Consider the following 15,888-nt stretch of genomic DNA (forward strand, 5'->3'; position numbering starts at 1 on the left):
CTTCTCACGTCAATTATTGCGAATACACTCAAACGCGATTTAAGCTTGTTAATGCCCGCCTCCGCAACCCTCAAGGTAGCGGCCTGCGATGAATCCTACGTAGTCCTTCAGACCTATACACGCATACAAACCGGCGAGTCAGTGGTTGACATTCAGGTCTGAGCGCTCGTAGGCCAGTCGGGGTCGACGGAAAGAACAACCTGGCTCAGGCCCACACGGCAGATGGGCAAGTTCGAGAGCATCGAGCGCGGAGGTTGGGACAAATATCAGCGGCAGAGAGCATTCGGCCTAGTCAGCCGCTTCATGAAAAAAGACACTGAGGGAGCATCACACTGGTTCGATATGGACGACGGCTACGGCCTTGATTGCTTGGTGCTTGGCGATGCGGAAGATTGACGCGTTTACGTTGTCACCAGTGCGCCTTCTGCTGAGCACGATTGGTTGCATCATCGATGGCCAAGTGGCTGAGCTTCCGAAAAGACCGGCCCATGATTTCGCCCATCTTGATCAGGAGCGCGGGTTATCACGACTCGATTATCAATGAGGTTGGACAGGCAGAAAGTGGCTGAGGGGAATAATAGTATAAATCCAACCACCCCAGATGGCCGTTACTTTGTAGACAAAGGACGGTCATGGCGTTATCCAAATCCTGCGCTTGATGAAAGCGTTGCCGGACGTGGGACAGAGGGCTGCGAACCAATATGGATTTTTCCATTTTGTTTTTGGATAACAAAAAACCAACGGAGCAACCCAACCGCTTACCTGATCAAGAAAAAAACTGGCTTATATTTAGGGCCGTACATGAATGCTGCGCCAGTGACCTCTCTACATTTCCTCACGATATCACCCAAGCCGTCTAGAGAAAAAGTTCGCGACTCTGAGACCTGCCTCAGTATTTCCTGATCCGTCAATAATGCACCAGAGGTACTAACACAATCCATTCGATTAAGATATTTGCTCAACGAAGCATGCTGGATATCGATCCAAGCTATTTCCGGATCACGTGACAGATCCCATATCGTCCTTACCAATGGACACCCTGCGATTGTATATATCCCTCTCACCCTCATAAAATCGTCAAACTGATAAAGCTCTCGACTTATTGTCACATAGATCCCGGATGAGGGATCGTTCGCGACTTTTGGGCGGCGAGGAAAGAGGGTTAACACGCGAAATATGTCATTTTGTTTTTGATATGATTTCTTACCAAACTCTCTCATCATTGCTGGAAAAATTGGCGTAACATCCTGAAAAGATTGCTTCAAAATGGTCAGCATTCGAGGAACCAGGCAATACTCTGTGCTGTGTTCGCTCATCAAGCTTGTGGCCGTAGCATTTCTGGAGTTGTTACTCACATCGATCCCCACAATATATAAAGTTCTGCGTTTAAGGCTCCCACAAGAACGCCTGGGGAGATGATCATTAACAAGCAAAAGCGACTTATTTGCTAAAAACTGAGATGATTCTGGATCGACTAGACGCCAAGCGTCCGTCATGCCCGCTTCGAGAACAATATCAATATTGCCATTCGCAAGCGGAGCGCGTAGGTGGGAGGATGGAAGCCCGAGGGGGCCGAGACGAAGCGATAGCGCATAGGCTCGGTCACGACAGCCGTCCGCGAAAGCGGCCTCCCACAGAGCTGTTGGCAGCGCCTGCCAACTCCTTCTCTCGGTCATCTTTTGCTGAGTGTGACCGTCCTAATGACCTCCACGGATATCTCTGAGACTTCCACCAGCACACCTAAACTGAATTCAGTTCGCAGTCTGCTCCACCGCAGCAACGGCAACTGGCGCCTGACCATCCTCTTTTGACTTCGCACGATGTCGTCGGTCTTGACCGCGCTGTCGCGAAGCCTGCTGCTTCGCGTGCGTAGCCTGTGTGGCGGATACAACGCCAGTTGGTTGACCAGTCAAATCCAAGCGCGGCGCATTTTCCAACATGCATGCCCAATACCGCGTTCCCCGGCACCAGGTCGAGATACCCAGTTTCAGCTGCTCACGGGTCAATCCGAGTAGCTCCAGATGCTGCTCAGCATCCTTGAGAATGCCTTCCTTGAGTGGAACCTTTGGAGCCGGGTTAACAGGGAACGCCACTGGGAAATGCTTCTGCAACAGCCAGATCGCTTCCACCGCTGGATCCTGGATACGAGGCTTAGCCTGCGACGAGGACTTACGCTTAGGCTGTTTCGCGCTATCGACCTTTTGCGGCTCTGTTTCTGCCCGCAGGCGGTCACGTAGCTCAGCTAACTGTTCAAAACCCATCGTTATATTCGCTGCTCGAAGGTTGATTGCGGGATGCAAGGATATTCCATTCAGCGTTTGGGAGCAGCTGAGACAGGATGAATCGCAGCAGTTTTCGTGGCGGCTTCGCATCATCGCGCGCCAAGCACTTGCTGTTGATAAGGACGATCCTTCTCGGTTATTAGTAGACAGCCGAGCCCGGTGGGCCGGAGACCCGTTTGAATGGAGTCAGGAACGTCATGAGTAAAAAGGGTCGATCTGCAGGCGCACAAAAACGCGCGCTGGAAAAAGCGAAGGACATGGCAAAAGCTGAGAAGCGACGCAAGCTTGAGAAAGAGCGAGCGGACGCTCAGCGGAAAAAGACGGCCGAGCTGCTTCGAAGCGGAAAGCTAAAGCTCACAAAAGCCAAGCACCAGATAGGCGTATTTGCCCTCTCATCTTCACTGCCTCATCAGCCAGCAATCAGACGGATTGATGTGGTGACGGATGAACATACCACCCTCAAGACAGTACCGAATCAGTATCGTCTTGAAGGCGACACTGGTTGGTAACCCACTAGAGTCGTCAACCGATGCTGGACACTTCGTTAAATTTTCCTCGGCGACCGCAGGCGGTAATGTGTCCAATGCCAACATGAAATGTGAAGCGTGCTCGGAAGATGATGCGAGCGGAACGCGCAGGCCGTCGGCAGGAGGATGGAGCCCAAAGGGCCGACCGTTTGGACTGGGTTCATGACAGCCGGCCCCAAAGCGGCATGCACGGCGCTGTCTCGACAAAAAAACAGGGCGCCCCGCTCCTACGATAGTGCCCATGCAGCAGCAAGAATTCAGCGAGAACAAACATGCCCATCAATGCAGTCGCAGAGCATCTCAGAGCTGCCAAGCACGTTGTCGTTTTCACCGGCGCCGGCGCATCGGCAGAAAGCGGTATTCCGACATTCAGAGATGCACTGACTAGCCTTTGGGAAAACTTTGATGCATCGAAGCTCGCGACAGCCGAAGCGTTCCATGCAGATCCAAGCCTTTGCTGGGGATGGTACGAATGGCGTAGACGCAAAGTCATCCAGGCCCAACCTAACGGGGCACACTATGCAATCGCACAGCTCGCCAACCACGTACCCAAATTGACGGTTATCACTCAGAACGTGGACGACCTCCACGAGCGAGCAGGAAGTCCCGCAGTGGCTCATCTCCATGGAAGTCTGCACTCGCCCCGATGCATCGACTGCGGCGCCATATACGAGGCCCCATTGCCATCTGAACCACTACCAGAAGCTGGGATTCGCATCGAACCACCACGATGCACCAGGTGTGACGGGTATGTGAGACCAGGGGTCGTATGGTTCGGCGAAATGCTTCCAGATGAGGCTTGGACAAACGCATTGGCGGCCGCAAAAGACTGCGATATGTTCCTCTCGGTAGGTACGTCAGGGCTCGTTTACCCAGCCGCTGAATTGCCATTCACTGCTTTAGCGAATGATGCGAAGGTCGTGCACATCAACCCCGCACGCTTTGCGATTAGCAGTCAGGAGTTTTTCGTAGAGGGCACCGCAGCGCTCAGCATGTCGTCCTTGGTTGAAAGGGCATTTCTCTAAAAAGTACAAACCACAAGCGCCGCACATACCGGAGCGAAACGAGAGCACGAGCAGTACCCAATGAGGCATCTGCTCGTGGGCACTACCCTTAATCAGTAGGATCACATGCATGGCAGCTAAAAAATCGCCACACCCTTTACGAGCAAGCGAGATTGAACGTTTCGAACGAAACCTTGCAAACTGGCTGAAACTGGACGCTGCGGATGCGATGTATCATCGATTCCAAGGAATACTGGAAAGCCAAATCACGACGCTACAAATCTGTGAAGTAATCACCCGCCAAGGAGCGGTAAATTTGCTGATGCGTATGGGTGAAGCGAGGCGAGAAAAGGATGCAGCCGCCGACGTCGACACACCCGGCGGCTTGAGATTGGTTTGACACGTATGAGGTAACCCGTCCATCCCGTGCCGTGTCAATCATTCGTGACCCGAGCCTGGTAAACCACCCCTGTATTGGCTCGGGCCGTCGGTGGATCTGCCCTCTAGAGAGACTCCCCGCCGCTTTGCTGGAACTTGAGACCAGCCCGCCCCGCCTTGGAAAATTTGACCCAGCCAAAACAACGGATAGCATCCGCCGCCTCCAGATCTTCATCGTCGGGATCAGCACGATCATCCATTCCATGGACTGTGCCAAAACCAGATACTTCCCAGGTATCAGAAGCCCCCCAAAGCGGCTCGCTGAACGATCTTCCCTCCTCCAGCTCGACCGAAGATAGCTCAGATCCTGCCGCAACGATGACACCCTCATTCGAAAGAATCACATCCCGAAGCTCGTGGTGAACGTAACCATCGAGAAACTCGGGCAGATCTGAAAACACACCGTCGCGACAGTTGACGATAGCATCGATGAAATCCTGAACAATGAAGGCCTGCAATACCTCGAGCTCAGCCAGCCGGGATACGCCGCCTTGGTAATCGAGAACGATAACCTCAGCATCAGCCAGATGATGTTTCAGATCCTCCCTACGCTCTTCAACCACAAACGCGGCGTAGGTTTTGTAGCCGAGAAACGCAGCGACGACCTCCAGCGCGATACCGTGCTGGACTTTGATGCCTTTCGCGGCAAGAGAAGTTTTGGCTGCAAATGCAGCTGCCTTGACGAATTCTGTCATCTGAAAATTCCGGAATGTGTCGCTGTGCTGGGCGTTTTGTCGTTAGCGAATAACCGGGAAATCCGGATGCCGATAGCAGAACATTGAGGCGGGTGGGACGTTCTCTTTTTTAAGCCGACCAGAGCTTCGGCGGAGAGCCGAGGACGATCGTATCGGAGGGGGTGATGCCGGACAAGACCTTAAATGAACGATGAAAACCAGATTCTAAGACTGCTCGTCCCCCAAGGCGCGCAAGTCTGCTGCGGATACTGCGTCACTCGGTCGCTGATTGACGCTTGGCGGTGGCGAGAGCCCCCCGCCAAGCCCACCACAAGGCCCGCGTCACTCAATCAACCAATGCGCCCGGGTGGCATTTACGGGGCGTACTGAGCAATCGTGCGTCCGACGTGGGCATCCGCCAGCCGATAGATATTCAACAGTTCAGCATCAAAGGCCTGTGCTATCTCTTCTAGGGTTGGAGAGTCCCCCACTCGATCAAACGTGCGCGTTAGGCGGGACTTCACCTTCTCGTAGACTCTGCTAAGCACCTGGTCGCTCTCCAGATACCTTCTCAAGCTAGAAAGCTTGTAGGGATCAGTAAATCTAGCTGCCGCATCCTGAACCATCACGTCGTATTTCAACGTATCTACCGAAAATGCGGGGACAGTGTAGAAATGGTAGGCACACGCTTTCCTGATGCGGTCATCTTGCTCATAGTAGGCCTGTTGTTGCTCATCATGCTCGCGGTCAGCCTCCTCCTCTGCTGCTTCATTAGCGCTAATCATGCTCTCGACTTGCATCTCGGCTTTTGACGCGAATGCAAGCAGCTCGAGATCGTCCTCTTGGTAGGCTACCTGCTTCAGGAACGTCGCTATCCCCAGCACCTTGTACTCCAGGAAAAAGTCGTAATCCGAATAGGGGTCGAAATCCGAATGACGGTCACGCCTCGTATCCTGCTGTGCTTCGAGCCGGCCCACCCACGACTGCAACTGGGATTTGAGTGTAGTTTTCATAAACATCCTCTTTAACTATTAAAATCAACCTGTTAGCAGGATTTTACCCGCACTATTAAGTCGCTCCACGTCGCGAACGCTGGTGATATCGGCCAAAAGCTCGAGCGCTAAGATTCCCGATTATTGGCGTCGACTATCAACATTTTGGGATCGGCTTTGAAGCGGACAGACTTGGCTGAAATGGAGCTACTTTTGACAGATGGTGATCGCCACTGACTGAGGACAGGCATCGACCGAATGGGTAGCAAGCTTCTTGGCTGTCTTTAGGACTTCCGCTCATGAGCGTCTGTGCAGGGATCAGGCGTGCCAACGCTAGCAAGGCTCCATGCGCCCTTGCCGTTCCACCCAACACCAGGGGCGACTGATAAGCATGTGACTGCTACTGATGCTAGCTGTTTGATATGATAGGGGTTTGGGGCGTCTAAGGATGAGTGAGCTTCTACATGTCGTTGTTAATACCTGAGCATCTGACGGAGCCTGGCACCCACGCCTTGGTTATCGGCATCAGCGCGTACCGGTTTTTGAAAGGTGGTGACGACGAAAACCCCGATACCCTGCACCTAGGGTTGAAGCAGTTATCATCTGCCGCCCGATCGGCATCGGAGTTCGCCGCCTGGCTTATGGATGGCCACAATATGCCTGGGCTTCCTCTGCGCAGCCTGAGAGTGCTCCTTGCTGAATCGCCGGGAGAGGTCATCCACCCTTCCGTTCAGAGCCTGATGAAAGGCGATCACGCACCAACCCGAGCAAACGTCGAACAAGCCATTCTCGATTTCATGGATGCTTCCGAGAGTCATCCTGAAAACATCGCAGTTGTCTACGTCGCTGGACATGGAGTGCAGTTCACCAAAGACGGTGCGGTTTTACTTCTGAGTGACTTTGGAAATCCACTTCACCACCGGAAGAAATACACCGGCGCTGTTGACATGACCGCATTTAATAAAACCATGGACAATGAGGACAACGCACACGCGCAGTTCTGGTTTTTGGACTTATGTCGAGGCCTCGCACCAGACAAAGAAGAATACGATAAATTGGCGGGAATCTTGGAGTTCGACGTCAACAGATGCGAGCCGGCTGTTGCTTCTCCGATGTTCTTCTCGTCCTCCAGTGGACAAACTGCCTACGGGACGCGTAATGAGGTCACGCTTTTTAACGAGGTATTGATGGCTGGTCTAAAGGAAGGTTACGCCGCGAAAACGGACGTGGCAAACGACCCTACATGGCGTGTAACCACCACTAGCCTCATCGATTATTTGACGCCCGCAGTAGAGGCCATCGCCTCAGCTAAAGGAAAGAAACAAAAAGTAGACGTAGGCGGCCGTCCAATCAAAGCGTGTTTACATGAGTGCCTATCTCCGCCTGACGTAAACCTTACAATTACCGTCTGCCAAACTCAAGATCCTGACAATTACTCAGCAGATCTTAAGCTGAAAGGTAAGAAGGTCGGAAACACTCTAACTAAGTGGCCAGCTAGAACCAGAGTCCGTGCGGGGATCTACTTAGTAGAAGTCACTACTGTCACCCCTCCAGATTCTCAAGTGGATTGCTTCAGCATCGAACCTCCTACTAGCGAGATGGAGCTACCTCTAAAATGAGCCCTGAAAATACAGAGCACGGCCAGGTGAAAGTTAGAATTAAATCCAAGGTCAATTTTGGTGGGACTGCGACACCGATCGAGATCAGAAATGACGATCTCATTCTGATCATCTCAACGAGTAATAAACGAGTATTTGACCTTCCTGTAGGCGTTTACGAAATAAGCGCTGTCCTTGAAGATGGAAAGCGACAGAAACAAACAGTTAAAGTGACCAGATCTGAAATTTCTAATGTGTCGCTTGAACCAAACCTGCCGTCCCAGCCGGAGGTGCCAGAGTCAGAATTTAAGTTCCTATCAACCGAACAAATACAAGGCCTTGAAACTCCTACACAAGATAGTAAACTAATTAGCGCGAGTCGCAATGTCACCATCTACCCTGAAGATGGTTTCTGGATTGTCCGTCACCGCGAGGAGATGGAGCAAGTGGCTTACGCGATTATTCGAAAAGGTAATGAACTATACGAAGTAAGCCTTCCTATCAGTGCTGGCAACCATCGCCTATCAGTTACTTGCCACATCAAAACCTCTACAGAACGCCCAAAGAGCGATCTACAGATCAGCATTTCTCAAACTAGAAGTTTATCGTCCGCCTTGGAACGCTTGTTCATCTCAGGGCAAATTGGCTCTGCAGCGAGGCTTGCAGGTAGGGCAATCCACACCCTAATGAATGTATACATCGATCCCACCGGGGTGATCTTAGCTGCCCTAATACTTAAAAAAACTGGAAGGCTTGGTGCCTACCAGAACCAGCTAGAACAGCTCAGCACTGAGTTCCCTTGGTTACCAGACGCCAAAATATTGCTTGCTAACATTTTGATGGGAGAGCCTAACGACCGCGAAAGAGCTATTCAACTGGCTTATGAAGCGAGCCAGCAACGAATCCTCTACACCGAATCATTCTCCATACTGATGAGCCTGCTTCGTTACGCACCCGAAGCTGACAACGTTGCTCTTTGCCATAAAGCGCTAACGAACATTGCCAAGATCGCGACTGATGTAGATTGGAATTCGATTTACCTGTGCAAAACCTCGACGGAAAACAGCAATGCTTGAGATACAATTTCTCCCCGCGCGTGAAGGTGACTCGATTTGGCTACGATGGGGAAAGGATTTAGCTTTCCAAATGCTGGTCGATATGGGAACGGTGCAAACAGGACTTGCGCTACGTAAGCGGTTAGAAGCCCTACCTGAAAACGGTCGCAACTTTGAGCTGGTAGTCGTCACCCATATCGATTGTGATCACATCAATGGCGCTCTTTCGGCGTTGGTCGACAATGCGCCCATTCCAGGGCTGTTCATAAAGGACTTCTGGTTCAATGGCTTAGCTCATCTCGATTACAATCCGAATGCGGAACCGCTTGAGGAGTTGGGTGCAGTCAAAGGTGAAATGCTAAGCGATTGGCTCAAAGATAAGGCATGGAATTTCCATTTTGATGGTGGGCCGATATGCAGAGACCCTAGTAAACCAATTCCAGTCATAGAACTTGCTGGCGAGTTAAGAATTACGGTACTAGGGCCAACGCCGCAGCGCCTAAAGCAGCTCTTGCCAACTTGGCAAAAGGAATGGCGTGAGGCATTGGCCAATTACGAAGAAAAAGACCAGGACGAAGACTGCGAAATTGAAGCTCTAGGCGCATCTAATCAGCTCACACTGAAAAGTATGAAAGACCTAATAAAACTCGCAACTAAACCAACCAAAACCGATAAAAGCCGAGCAAACGGCAGCAGCATTGCATTGCTGATTGAGTATCAAGGCAATCGTATATTGTTGAGCGGTGATGCGTACGCGTCCGATTTAGTTGAAGCAATCGAAAGTATAGATTCGACGAAGCCAATGACGCTTGATGCGTTTAAAGTTCCGCATCATGGCAGCAGTAAAAATCTATCCAGCAAGCTAGTTAAAAGCGTTGTGTGCGATCACTGGATCATTTCAACAGAGGGCAATCGTTTTCGACATCCCGATGACGAAGCAGTCGCAAAGCTTATTTATCACAGCGCTGCACGCCCGGCACGTATCGGTTTCAACATCCAAAGCGAGGTAAACGAGAGATGGAAAAACGATGAGTGGTGTAAGAAATTCGACTATGTGACGAGCTATGGTGATAGCAACGACGGACTTACATTGACCTTCGGCTTACGCGACACACCGCAGTAACAACCAATCCTGGGGAGTTTGTAAGCGTTGCTATCGCATCATCATCTCGCATAACTCTGCGATGCCTGACCGTCAACGCCACGCCGAACTATCACTGCAACCCTCGTGAAGTCATGTGCAGTCCTGCACGAAGACGCAAATACTCACGCAGACTCGCACGGCCATTCCCACGCTGGAACGTGGCCAGCACGTAGCGAGAATTCACAGTTGTCATCACCCAGAACCGCTCTTCGCGTTCGAGTTTCGACACGTCAGAAGTCCGGATCAAATGACCATCTTCGAATCGACCGTATTGATCTTTGCGTGCGTGACCAAAAACTACACCTATACCTGTGCGCGCTCTGATGGAAACCCCGCAGAGGTAAGCCGTAACTGGTTCCTCAAAGCCCTGCTGTTGGGCTCTCATGATGCGCACAAGGTCAAAATCTGTATGGCGCTTTCCGTGGAAATTCACCTAGACGGTGTTGAGCATCATGCCCCCCTTAAACAATAGATATGGCGTTATCAGGAAATGCCCACGAAATCAGGCGCGCTGATACCGTGCAAGATTGTTGGTAGTCTCAATGCCCTTGAATCATGCTCGAGAGAAAGACAGGTCTTAGGTTCGCCAGCGCTTCGATCTTGAAGTCTCGCTGGTGTGAGGTGTGATACACCGCTCCGTTAGCGACTTCCAACAAGCAGACCTCAGAGCCTGCCCTATCCTGGCCTACGGTTACCTTGGTTAACCGCTCCATCTGCCACCCTGTGGTCTTATTCATCCAGGATGGCGTCACGGCCAGAATCTCGGTGATAACTAGACCAGCGCCCTGACTCACTAGCATCTCTTGAAGCTGGCGGGTGTCGTCAATCATCGCTGCACACTCACTGAGCCGACCTTCGTTTTCGACGCTGAGGGTCAAGTGGTACCAAGGCGTTCGGAGTAGCCTTGATACTCCACGCCATTGGGACACGCCCTCGCCAAACATTCCTGGGATGCCTACGAGGTCGCGGTCTATGGTTCTGAACATGTGTCGCCTCAAGCTGCTGGAGCCCGTCAGGTGCCCAGCAGAACCGGTTGGTAATCAGAAAAGAGAAAATATCGCTTCGATGGAGGAAGACTTGCGATGGCCCGGCCCGAGCAAAACGTAGATGGAATTCCGCGTAGCGAATAGAAAGCCCTCCTTGAAATTGGTACCCATGCTCGAGCGCACCCAGTGACCTGGCTCAAAACGGCGCTGTTCGTCATGCATCACCTTGTGGGCAAACAGAAACATGGGCTGGCAGCCAGCGGCGATTACTTTGGCGCGCTCGGCGTCGGTGACTATGGCGTCGAGGATCACCCAATCCTCGACAACGCAAAGAGGCATCCGCTTGTAATGCTCTCGAGCAGCGAGGAGCACATCTTCAAGGGGCAGTTCAGAACCAACCAAGGCAACCCCACTTTCGCCCAGCAGCCCATCTTCAAGCCCTCTTTCCATCCGCTGCGTCCCCGCCAAGAATTTCACATAAATTGACGATCCAAACCCAGACCGCCACCCATATAACTATATCTCTTTGCTTGGCGGCAGGCAAACGCGGCATACCACTCGTTTTTGGGGAATTTGCGATGTCGCTGCGTTATTCCTTTGCCGCATCCCTTCAGTTGCTACGCACTCGTAAAGGGCTGTTCCAAGAGGACATCGCCAATGTTGGCGGTTCGGTGTCCCAACCTCATGTAAGCAACCTAGAGCTCGGAAAAAGTGCGGTGACCCTAGACTCGAGCTATCAGCTAGCAGCCGCGCTAAATGTGGAGCCGATCACCCTCCTCGCGCTAACCGTTGCCTCTCACAAACACGTAACAGCTCGGGAGATGCTGCTGGCTGCGCTTGCAGAGCTGGATGCCTTGGAACTGGCTGACGCGAGCCTTCCAACGAAGCCAACGGAATTGCCACGCCATGGGACGGATAGCGCTAGAAAGAAGCTGGAAGCGGTTCATGATTTGAAGAAAAGAGGATTTACCCAGGCTCAGGCAGTAAAGGAGTTGGGAATACCGGAGAGCACTCTGCGTAGGCTTTGGCACCAAAGCGCGATCCGCTGATGATGACGTCACCAGTATCGAAGCCGTAGACAAGCAGCAACAGCTTTGGAAAACAGTGGCCAAGCGCGCATTGCTTTCGACGAGCTGAGGTGGCGCGAGGCATGCTGCTGAGGAGTGTTACGACAACGCTCCCCCCCCCCAACGAATCACAAACACTTCGTGTCCCGCCTAAAGCTCAACGTCTTCCGAGGTCACGTACAATTGCCACGAATCTGGCAGGCAGCGTTAGTGACGAGCAAGGGCGATGGACGCGTAAGGGGGTTTAGGGTTGAAGCAAGGAGAGTGGAGATTGGCCTAAGGCCATGAAGGGGAGCAACTGAGTAGGATGTGTCCCCTGCAGGAATCGAACCTGCATCTAGCCCTTAGGAGGGGCTCGTTCTATCCGTTGAACTAAGAGGACATTGAGCGTCAGCATCTTACGTAAAAACAGCGGGTTATGAAAGTTTGATTCTTCGATCCGACCACAACTCGAGCATCGAATACGCAGCAAAAAAAGCGATCTGGCACACAGCCCTCACCAGCCAGGCATCCTCAATGTGCAGTTAAACCAATGTCGGATAAGAACGGCCAACCTTCCCCTTAGGAGGGGGATGCTCTATCCAATTGAGCTACTGGGACCAGTGCCACCGGCGAGCGCCGATGAGCGTGACGGCGAGCATGTTAACCAGCGCCAGACCGTTTGTCATGCCCGATTCGGGCTTTTGCCACGTAAGACTTGTCATAGCGGTCAGGCTTGAAGCAAACCTTCGGCCTGCAGCAAGGCAAACAGGCTGGTGACCGATTGCTCCAGCGTCTGCGAGTTGTCCAGCACATGCACGTTGTCGGCGGCGGTCACCTGCAGTTCGGCGCTGCGCTGCAAACGCTGCTCGATGGCTTGCGGGGTCTCTCGGCCGCGCGCCAGCAAACGCTGACGCAGGACGGTCGGGTTTACCTCGAGGCGGATTGCCAGCAGGTTCGGGTAACGTCGCCGCGCTTCGGCCAAGTAAGCCCGCGATCCGTTTACCAAAACGTGCTTGCCAGCCTGCAGCCACTGATCAATCTGCGCCGGAATGCCATATGCCAAAGCATTTGCCTGCCAATACATGGCAAAATGCCCACCTGCGCGCATCTGCTCGAATTGCTCAGGGCTGACACCCTGCGCGGCCTCGCCCAGTGCTTCGGGCGAGCGGGTAATGACGCGGCGAGCAACCATGATGCCGTGCTCGGTCAATTTCGCCCAAAACGCGTCGATCAGGGAATCTTTTCCTGATCCAGAGGGTCCAACGAGGAATATCAACCTACCTACTGTCGATGGACTGCCGCTTGCGTCATATTGCATAGCCACTATGCTCACTGTTAGGGACCGAGCGCATTCTAGGTGTTTTCCCTGCCCTTTTCCGACTGTTACCAGATTTTGACGGCAGAGGTCTGACATTCAGTAGATCCGAAAAACGCTAAACTTTTCAAACCAGTGCTCATTTCTGATAATTGGTACTGGCAAAAAGCCTTTATGCGGATCACTATTTGTCACAGAATTGACGCCAAGGAAACGGCAGATTTTAGGCATGATGAACGCCAAAAATACACGACGGTTGAACATTTTGCCGTCGCGACGGTCAGATTTCCACCGCGCGGCATTTGACAACCGCTTCCCCTGAACCAGTAAACCGGTCAATTTATATGCGCCCATTGAAACAGGCTATTTATTCAAGCCGCACCGCTGACAAGTTTGTCGTTCGTCTGCCAGACGGGATGCGTGAGCGCATTGCCGAGGTAGCCCGCAACCATCACCGCAGCATGAACTCCGAGATCATTGCCCGCCTGGAACAGAGCCTTATCCAGGAAGGTGCACTGGGCGACGAGCTGAGCATGCGCCTGGACAGCCCTGAGCTAAGCCTGCACGAGCGCGAGCTGCTGCAACGCTTCCGCCAGCTCTCCCACCGCCAACAAAACGCTCTGGTAGCCTTGATTGCCCACGATGTGGAAATGGCCGCCGACGCGTCCTGATCAAACCGCCAGAAACAACAAAGCCAGCGCAAGCTGGCTTTGTTGTTTCTGGCTGCCGGCGCTCTTCAATCAAGCGCCGGCAGTGGTTTACATCAGGAATATCGTGGCCAGGCCAAGGAAGATGAAGAAGCCGCCACTGTCTGTCACTGCCGTGATCATCACACTGGCACCCATCGCCGGGTCACGCCCGAGGCGGACCAGGGTCATCGGGATCAAAACCCCCATCAGCGCCGCCAACAGCAGGTTCAGAGTCATTGCTCCGGTCATTACCAGGCCCAGCGACCAGCTGCCGTAGAGCAGATACGCCACTACCCCGATTACACCACCCCAGACCAGGCCGTTGATCAATGACACCGCCAGCTCCTTGCGCATCAATCGCGAGGTGTTGCCCGGGCTGACCTGGTCCAGCGCCATGGCGCGGACGATCATGGTGATGGTCTGGTTGCCCGAGTTGCCGCCGATACCAGCAACGATCGGCATCAATGCCGCCAATGCCACCAGCTTCTCGATCGAGCCTTCGAACAGGCCAATCACGCGAGAGGCGAGGAACGCGGTAATCAGGTTGATCGCCAGCCACGCCCAACGGTTGCGTAGCGAGCGCCAGACCGAGGCGAAAATGTCTTCTTCTTCGCGCAGACCGGCCATGTTGAGGACTTCGCTTTCGCTTTCCTCACGGATCAGGTCGACCATCTCGTCGATGGTCAGACGGCCGATCAGGCGATCGCTCTTGTCGACTACAGGGGCAGATACCAGGTCGTAACGTTCGAACGCCTGCGCGGCGTCGTAGGCGTCGTCGTCAGGGTGGAAACTGACCGGGTCGGTAGCCATGACCTCAGCCACCTGCTTGTCCGGATCATTGACCAGCAGGCGCTTGATCGGCAACACGCCCTTGAGCATGCCATCGGAGTCGACCACAAACAGCTTGTCGGTGTGGCCTGGCAACTCCTTGAGCCGGCGCAGGTAACGCAGTACCACTTCCAGGCTGACGTCTTCGCGGATGGTGACCATCTCGAAGTCCATCAGTGCACCGACCTGATCCTCGTCATAGCTCAGCGCCGAGCGGACCCGCTCGCGTTGCTGGGCGTCGAGGGTCTCCATCAGCTCGTGGACAACGTCACGCGGCAGCTCGGGAGCCAGGTCAGCGAGTTCGTCGGCGTCCATTTCCTTGGCAGCGGCCAGCAGCTCGTGATCGTCCATGTCGGCGATCAGGGTCTGGCGGACGGCGTCGGATACTTCCAGGAGGATGTCGCCGTCACGATCAGAGCGCACCAACTGCCAGACCGTCAGGCGGTCATCGAGCGGCAGTGCTTCGAGAATGTAGGCGATGTCGGCAGGGTGCAGGTCATCGAGCTTGCGTTGCAGCTCGACCAGGTTCTGGCGGTGGACGAGGCTCTCCACCAGGCTATTGTGCTGCCCCTCCTGACGGTGGGTCAGGTCTTCAACAACACGCTGACGCTGCAGCAGGTCAATCACCTGGGCCAGGCGATCCTGCAGGCTGTCTTGGCTTTTCTTTACTTCGACTTCGGTCATAGGCGAACTCCACTCCCAGCAGCGGAGCACGCCGGGGAGATCAATCGATCAGATCTATTTTGGCAAATCGGATTAAGGGGTAACTACTGGGTAAGTCCATGGTGGTATTCCACAAGCCCCGGCGGGGCTGACGGGCGCAATCATACACTGCAAGAGCTGTCGGATTGCTTAAATTTTTGGTCAGAACAATCGTTTACGCGATTATCTTGTGACAACGCGCAAAGCCATCAGTGCGACGGTGGGCGCCAGACAAAAAGCACATAGGCGCAGGACCTGTCGCATGGGCGCCCTACTCACACAGTCTAGTCCGGCTTACTGACAATTCGGTGAATTGCAGACAACAAAAAGCCCGCTATAAAAGCGGGCTTCTTGATGAAGATGGTGGACTCAGCAGGATTCGAACCTGCGACCGCTCGGTTCGTAGCCGAGTACTCTATCCAGCTGAGCTATGAGTCCAAGTTGGTAGTTTTAGACCAGGTTACCACTGGTTGAAACAAGGTGCCTGTGCAAGCACAACCACCGTGCTATATGGTGGACTCAGCAGGATTCGAACCTGCGACCGCTCGGTTCGTAGCCGAGTACTCTATCCAGCTGAGCTATGAGTCCAAGTTGGTAGTTTTAGA

The 15,888-nt window shown here is 53.3% G+C and carries 17 protein-coding genes and 3 tRNA genes; 9 read left to right on the forward strand and 11 right to left on the reverse strand.

From position 1 onward, the window contains the following. Nucleotides 1-222: 222 nt before the first annotated feature. Nucleotides 223-396, forward strand: coding sequence for a hypothetical protein (locus M2396_RS20300; RefSeq protein ID WP_161469060.1), 174 nt, complete (start codon nucleotides 223-225; stop codon nucleotides 394-396). A gap of 1,355 nt (nucleotides 397-1,751) precedes the next feature. Here M2396_RS20300 and M2396_RS20305 read toward each other — a convergent pair. After that, the gene (locus M2396_RS20305) at nucleotides 1,752-2,261 is read right to left on the reverse strand and encodes a ProQ/FinO family protein (protein ID WP_259077520.1); all 510 of its coding nucleotides are present in this window, start codon (nucleotides 2,259-2,261) and stop codon (nucleotides 1,752-1,754) included. A gap of 218 nt (nucleotides 2,262-2,479) precedes the next feature. Here M2396_RS20305 and M2396_RS20310 point away from each other — a divergent pair, with 218 nt between their 5' ends. The 3 genes from M2396_RS20310 (at nucleotide 2,480) to M2396_RS20320 (ending at nucleotide 4,213) form a co-directional block, all read left to right on the forward strand. Next, the gene (locus M2396_RS20310) at nucleotides 2,480-2,791 is read left to right on the forward strand and encodes a hypothetical protein (protein WP_161468717.1); all 312 of its coding nucleotides are present in this window, start codon (nucleotides 2,480-2,482) and stop codon (nucleotides 2,789-2,791) included. 290 nt (nucleotides 2,792-3,081) lie between these two features. Beyond that, the gene (locus M2396_RS20315) at nucleotides 3,082-3,834 is read left to right on the forward strand and encodes an NAD-dependent deacylase (protein ID WP_161468718.1); all 753 of its coding nucleotides are present in this window, start codon (nucleotides 3,082-3,084) and stop codon (nucleotides 3,832-3,834) included. 109 nt (nucleotides 3,835-3,943) lie between these two features. Continuing rightward, on the forward strand, nucleotides 3,944-4,213 hold the full coding sequence (locus M2396_RS20320) for a hypothetical protein (RefSeq protein WP_161468719.1): 270 nt from the start codon (nucleotides 3,944-3,946) through the stop codon (nucleotides 4,211-4,213). A gap of 103 nt (nucleotides 4,214-4,316) precedes the next feature. Here the strand turns inward: M2396_RS20320 and M2396_RS20325 are convergent, their stop codons facing one another. Both M2396_RS20325 and M2396_RS20330 read right to left on the reverse strand, forming a co-directional pair. Continuing rightward, nucleotides 4,317-4,946: a hypothetical protein gene (locus M2396_RS20325; RefSeq protein WP_161468720.1), complete on the reverse strand. Its 630-nt coding sequence runs from the start codon at nucleotides 4,944-4,946 to the stop codon at nucleotides 4,317-4,319. Nucleotides 4,947-5,299: 353 nt separating this feature from the next. After that, the gene (locus M2396_RS20330) at nucleotides 5,300-5,938 is read right to left on the reverse strand and encodes a hypothetical protein (protein WP_161468721.1); all 639 of its coding nucleotides are present in this window, start codon (nucleotides 5,936-5,938) and stop codon (nucleotides 5,300-5,302) included. A 443-nt stretch (nucleotides 5,939-6,381) separates the two neighbouring features. Here M2396_RS20330 and M2396_RS20335 point away from each other — a divergent pair, with 443 nt between their 5' ends. Genes M2396_RS20335 through M2396_RS20345 form a run of 3 tightly spaced genes read left to right on the forward strand, consistent with a single transcriptional unit; the run spans nucleotide 6,382 to nucleotide 9,693 of the window. Further along, nucleotides 6,382-7,536: a caspase family protein gene (locus tag M2396_RS20335; RefSeq protein ID WP_161468722.1), complete on the forward strand. Its 1,155-nt coding sequence runs from the start codon at nucleotides 6,382-6,384 to the stop codon at nucleotides 7,534-7,536. Continuing rightward, nucleotides 7,533-8,591, forward strand: a complete 1,059-nt coding sequence (locus M2396_RS20340; protein ID WP_259077528.1) for a hypothetical protein — start codon at nucleotides 7,533-7,535, stop codon at nucleotides 8,589-8,591. Before M2396_RS20335 ends, M2396_RS20340 begins: the two co-directional genes overlap by 4 nt. Continuing rightward, complete coding sequence (locus tag M2396_RS20345) at nucleotides 8,584-9,693, forward strand: ComEC/Rec2 family competence protein (RefSeq protein WP_259077529.1); 1,110 nt, start codon at nucleotides 8,584-8,586, stop codon at nucleotides 9,691-9,693. Before M2396_RS20340 ends, M2396_RS20345 begins: the two co-directional genes overlap by 8 nt. A gap of 91 nt (nucleotides 9,694-9,784) precedes the next feature. On the opposite strand, the gene M2396_RS20350 is transcribed toward M2396_RS20345, so the two are convergent. The 3 genes from M2396_RS20350 to M2396_RS20360 form a co-directional block, all read right to left on the reverse strand. Next, complete coding sequence (locus M2396_RS20350) at nucleotides 9,785-10,147, reverse strand: hypothetical protein (protein ID WP_240995089.1); 363 nt, start codon at nucleotides 10,145-10,147, stop codon at nucleotides 9,785-9,787. Between the two features lie 106 nt (nucleotides 10,148-10,253). Next, on the reverse strand, nucleotides 10,254-10,544 hold the full coding sequence (locus M2396_RS20355; RefSeq protein ID WP_237613839.1) for a hypothetical protein: 291 nt from the start codon (nucleotides 10,542-10,544) through the stop codon (nucleotides 10,254-10,256). Between the two features lie 210 nt (nucleotides 10,545-10,754). Further along, nucleotides 10,755-11,150: a DUF6957 family protein gene (locus tag M2396_RS20360; RefSeq protein ID WP_122433769.1), complete on the reverse strand. Its 396-nt coding sequence runs from the start codon at nucleotides 11,148-11,150 to the stop codon at nucleotides 10,755-10,757. 128 nt (nucleotides 11,151-11,278) lie between these two features. Here M2396_RS20360 and M2396_RS20365 point away from each other — a divergent pair, with 128 nt between their 5' ends. Continuing rightward, the gene (locus M2396_RS20365; RefSeq protein WP_161468895.1) at nucleotides 11,279-11,749 is read left to right on the forward strand and encodes a helix-turn-helix domain-containing protein; all 471 of its coding nucleotides are present in this window, start codon (nucleotides 11,279-11,281) and stop codon (nucleotides 11,747-11,749) included. A gap of 328 nt (nucleotides 11,750-12,077) precedes the next feature. Here M2396_RS20365 and M2396_RS20370 read toward each other — a convergent pair. Both M2396_RS20370 and phnN read right to left on the reverse strand, forming a co-directional pair. Further along, nucleotides 12,078-12,149: transfer RNA gene (locus M2396_RS20370), tRNA-Arg, on the reverse strand. A gap of 327 nt (nucleotides 12,150-12,476) precedes the next feature. Then, nucleotides 12,477-13,067, reverse strand: a complete 591-nt coding sequence (gene phnN, locus M2396_RS20375) for a phosphonate metabolism protein/1,5-bisphosphokinase (PRPP-forming) PhnN (protein WP_259077533.1) — start codon at nucleotides 13,065-13,067, stop codon at nucleotides 12,477-12,479. Nucleotides 13,068-13,408: 341 nt separating this feature from the next. Between phnN and M2396_RS20380 the strand changes: the two genes are divergently transcribed. Further along, nucleotides 13,409-13,735, forward strand: coding sequence for an Arc family DNA-binding protein (locus M2396_RS20380; RefSeq protein ID WP_033699552.1), 327 nt, complete (start codon nucleotides 13,409-13,411; stop codon nucleotides 13,733-13,735). 87 nt (nucleotides 13,736-13,822) lie between these two features. Here M2396_RS20380 and mgtE read toward each other — a convergent pair whose 3' ends face one another. From mgtE to M2396_RS20395, 3 genes are all read right to left on the reverse strand, one after another. Next, nucleotides 13,823-15,265 (reverse strand): magnesium transporter, encoded by a 1,443-nt coding sequence (gene mgtE, locus M2396_RS20385; protein ID WP_101317732.1) that lies wholly within the window; start codon nucleotides 15,263-15,265, stop codon nucleotides 13,823-13,825. Between the two features lie 379 nt (nucleotides 15,266-15,644). Continuing rightward, a tRNA-Arg gene (locus tag M2396_RS20390) sits at nucleotides 15,645-15,721 on the reverse strand. Nucleotides 15,722-15,794: 73 nt separating this feature from the next. Next, nucleotides 15,795-15,871: transfer RNA gene (locus M2396_RS20395), tRNA-Arg, on the reverse strand. Between the last annotated feature and the right edge of the window lie 17 nt (nucleotides 15,872-15,888).

Origin of the sequence: Pseudomonas sp. BIGb0278 (assembly GCF_024809895.1) — a bacterium.
Taxonomy (GTDB): domain Bacteria; phylum Pseudomonadota; class Gammaproteobacteria; order Pseudomonadales; family Pseudomonadaceae; genus Aquipseudomonas; species Aquipseudomonas shirazensis.